This is a genomic window from Gemmatimonadota bacterium, from assembly GCA_026706845.1.
Taxonomy (GTDB): domain Bacteria; phylum Latescibacterota; class UBA2968; order UBA2968; family UBA2968; genus VXRD01.
In genome coordinates this window covers 1-3,487 of the sequence record JAPOXY010000023.1, presented here as the reverse complement: position 1 = coordinate 3,487, position 3,487 = coordinate 1, and the positions used below count along the sequence as shown (strand labels likewise).

At 49.6% G+C, this 3,487-nt stretch carries 4 protein-coding genes; 3 read left to right on the top strand and 1 reads right to left on the bottom strand.

Going from position 1 to position 3,487, the window contains the following annotated elements:
* Positions 1–279: hypothetical protein (locus OXG87_02130; GenBank protein ID MCY3868324.1), on the bottom strand; the 279-nt coding region annotated here is incomplete at its 3' end.
* 506 nt (positions 280–785) lie between these two features.
* On the opposite strand from OXG87_02130, the gene OXG87_02125 reads away from it, so the two are divergent.
* The 3 genes from OXG87_02125 to OXG87_02115 form a co-directional block, all read left to right on the top strand.
* Entirely contained in the window at positions 786–1,601 is an 816-nt protein-coding gene (locus OXG87_02125) for a GNAT family N-acetyltransferase (protein ID MCY3868323.1), read from the top strand.
* Positions 1,602–1,646: 45 nt separating this feature from the next.
* The gene (locus OXG87_02120) at positions 1,647–2,909 is read left to right on the top strand and encodes an MFS transporter (GenBank protein MCY3868322.1); all 1,263 of its coding nucleotides are present in this window, start codon (positions 1,647–1,649) and stop codon (positions 2,907–2,909) included.
* Positions 2,910–3,269: 360 nt separating this feature from the next.
* A partial coding sequence (locus OXG87_02115; protein ID MCY3868321.1) for a hypothetical protein occupies positions 3,270–3,487 on the top strand: 218 nt, incomplete at its 3' end.

The following is a 3,487-nucleotide window of genomic DNA, read 5'->3' as shown; positions in this document are numbered from 1 at the left end:
AAAGAATTTCTGATAGCCAAAGTCTATACGCTCAACCACATTTTGCAATGCCTGAGACGGTAGCAGACGCCAGTGGGCAAAGCGTGTTGTGTCCTTCATTTTCTTGAGGTGATTGATCAGTGTGAACTTACTCGGATACTTGCCAAATCTGCGGTGGTATCGCTTGTGCAAGGCAATGAAATGATTATACACGCCAGCAAAAGCGTCTATCTCTTGATGGAGATACTTGTTTCGGTCGCACCTTGAATACAACTTGAATTTGTAGGTTAGATAGCCCATTATTCTCTTGTTTTTTGGTTGGTCTCAGCCTGTATTTTTACAACTTAAACATAATAAAAATATATACTTATGTATAGGTTTTGTCAAGCAAAAAGAGCACTTATGCTAAGCATGTTCCGTGACGATTCTACACGGAATCAGAACCAAAACCATAAGCCCTTGCAAAACAACGCTCGCCAACTCGCGTCTGCTTCCCACGCCTAAAGGCTGTGGGTTTTACGGGCTATTTGATAAAGGACAATGAACGCATTTGCTTGATTGCCAACCCTATTTTGCGTAGCGAATCTCCATAGCGAGGAAGAGGTACATGTGGGCCAGACGCGCTGGTATCATCGCAATGAGGTACTCTGGATGCTACAGTTGGCGGGATTTGCCGACGTGGAGGTGAAGGGTAACTTCTCGGAAGAGCTTCTGAACGCTGAGCATACGGACATGGTTTTCATAGCCACGAAACCGGCTGATTAGAACCCGCATTCGGCTAACAAAAGCAGACAGAGTGAGACACCATGCACCGACTTTCCAGTGAAGAGACCTCGTCAATTCGCCCTCATTTTGACACGCCCAACCTCCGCCTCGTTGTAGATAGCATTATCGATGGCAAAACTCCTGCCAGAGTCTGGGCAGACGATCCAGCTACCTCGAGGACCGTATTAGCCTGGGAAGGCCGGTGTATCTACCTCGTAGGAGACTTTGAAGGCGTTGAAGCCAACAATGGGCTGCGAGAGATCTTCTCGACTGAAATCCAGCCAGAGGGTCAGTCAAGAGAACTCGGGTTCTTCAAGCTCTACTATTCACCAGATGCATGGAGCCTCCGGCTGGAGAAGATTTTCGGCCCGCTCTCGCACACGAACGTGGAAAGACGGATTTACTGCTCTGTTCGAGACAGTTCATCGAGAATTGACATCCCATCGCCTCCGCTGAAGCTCAGGCAGATCGACGCCCAATTGCTCCAAAGTGACTTTGCACACATTGGCTCGGTCAAAGATGAGATCCTGGGAGGCTGGCCATCCCTTGAAATATTTCTCGATCAGGGATTCGGCTTTGCGATGCTCGATGGAAATTCTGTTGTCTGTTGGTGTACAGCAGAATACGTGAGCGAAGGCAAGTGTGGCATAGGCATCGAGACGATTGAAGCATACCAGAGAAGGGGCATTGCTACTGCAGTGGCTGGAGAGTTTGTCAGGCACGCCCTCGCTTCAGGGATGAATCCCCACTGGGACTGTTGGGCAAGCAACATACCATCGATCAGAGTGGCAGAAAAGGTGGGGCTCGCCGACAGGCACGACTACGAAATCGCAATTGGCACATTCGGCGACGGATAGAGGATCGCACGACACATAACACGACCATACGAAATGAGTAAGCAAATGAGTATAGCACCTGAGGGCGGCCTCTTCCGGCTGGCGCATTCCAATTCTGACTTTGCCAAGCTCTGGGGTGGCGTCACTATTTCGGATCTTGGCTCTTCTGTCACCAACCTTGCGCTTCCCCTTGTTGCAGTAATAACGCTTCAGGTTGGCGCGAAGGAAATGGGATTCCTCAACGCAGCAACGCATCTTCCAGTGCTGCTCTTCGCTCTCCTGGCTGGCGTCTGGATTGATCGGGCCAAACGAAAGCCCATACTGGTCGCGAGTGCGTTCGGACAAGGATTGGTCATAAGTCTGGTCCCCGCAGCAGCTTTGGTTGGCTGGCTATCCATAGAGTTGCTATATATTGTGGCTTTTACAGGTGGTACACTCGCGATGATGTACGTCCTTGCCTCAACATCGTTTTTGCCTTCTATCGTGAAACGGGAAGATCTGGTCGAAGGGAATGCCCGACTTCAGCTAAGCACTTCGACAACGAATGTAGCAGGACCCGGAGCAGCTGGATACCTTGTCGATATTTTCGGTGCGCCGTTGGCAATACTTGTGGATTCAATTTCGTACTTCTTATCTGGTCTATTCCTATTGAGGATCCGATTTGATGAATCTGATAATATCAGGACCAGGATAGACCAAAGGGTGATAGCTGCCATTAAGGAGGGAATATCGACCCTATTCAGTCACCCTATTCTGAGAGCCATGACTATCGGGACCGCTCTCGCAAGTGCAGCAGGGGCTGTACAACATACAGTTTGGACACTTTTTCTTGTTCGCACCCTGGGCATTACTCCGATCTGGCTGGGAATCATCGGATCTGTTGCAGGAGGTGCCTCGATTATCGGGGCCCTATCCGCTGTTCCACTTGCAAAGCGGATGGGTGCAGGCTGGTTGATGATTATTGCGTTGCTACTTGAGGGCATTGCGATGGGCGTGCTTCCTTTCGCAGGCTCCTTCGGTTGGATGAAGCTCCCAGCCGTCATTGCTATCCAGGCAGTCTTTAGCCTGGCGTTGACCCTCTTTAGCATAAGCCAAATTAGCCTGAGGCAAGCAGTGACTCCAGATAGACTGTTAGGTAGAATCAATGCCACCAGGCGTCTTGTCGTATTCGGAATAATTCCGATTGCGGCGTTGGCAGGTGGCTACCTCGGTGAAACTTTTGGCTGGGAGGCAACGCTATTGATTTCAGCTGCTGTAATGATGGTGGCTTTTACCTACTTGATATTGTCATCAGTTCGCGTCTCACCTGAAGCGGTTGTGACAGAATAGGCAAGTCAGTCCTCATCGCAGCGATAAAAAACGCGGTCGATGCGCTTCGAGACAAATAATGTGTAGTCTCCCCTATCCAGCCGAAACATTCCATTTTATGATATTGTCGAATTATTGAGCAGGGGGTGAGAGCCGGTGGTGCTGGCTCCGAGGGCTTCCAAACCGAGGGCTACGGGTATCCTGTAGGATATCTCGTATATGGGTTCGATGAACTTCTGTCGAAGTTGTACACCATCCCCACACCCTCTGCCATGATTGACATCAGTGGCGAATTTATACCGTTTAGGGTGGGTGGAAAGCCTGTCAATGGCTCATTACCCTGCTTCTACTCGGCCTCAAGAGTCTTAGGAGAGATTTGGCATGAAAACAGACGTTCTGGATTACTATACGACACATAGCCGCTTCACCGACCCTGGTGATTATGCTAACCACCTCGATATTCTACCGACTGACATGGATGGATTGCACACTGCACTGGGCAGTCTGATGATACACATTTGGAAGATTCAAAAGTACCATCCCAATCTGCTGTCGAAACGGTCTGATGAGATCAAAATTCGGCATATTCGGCGGTCGAT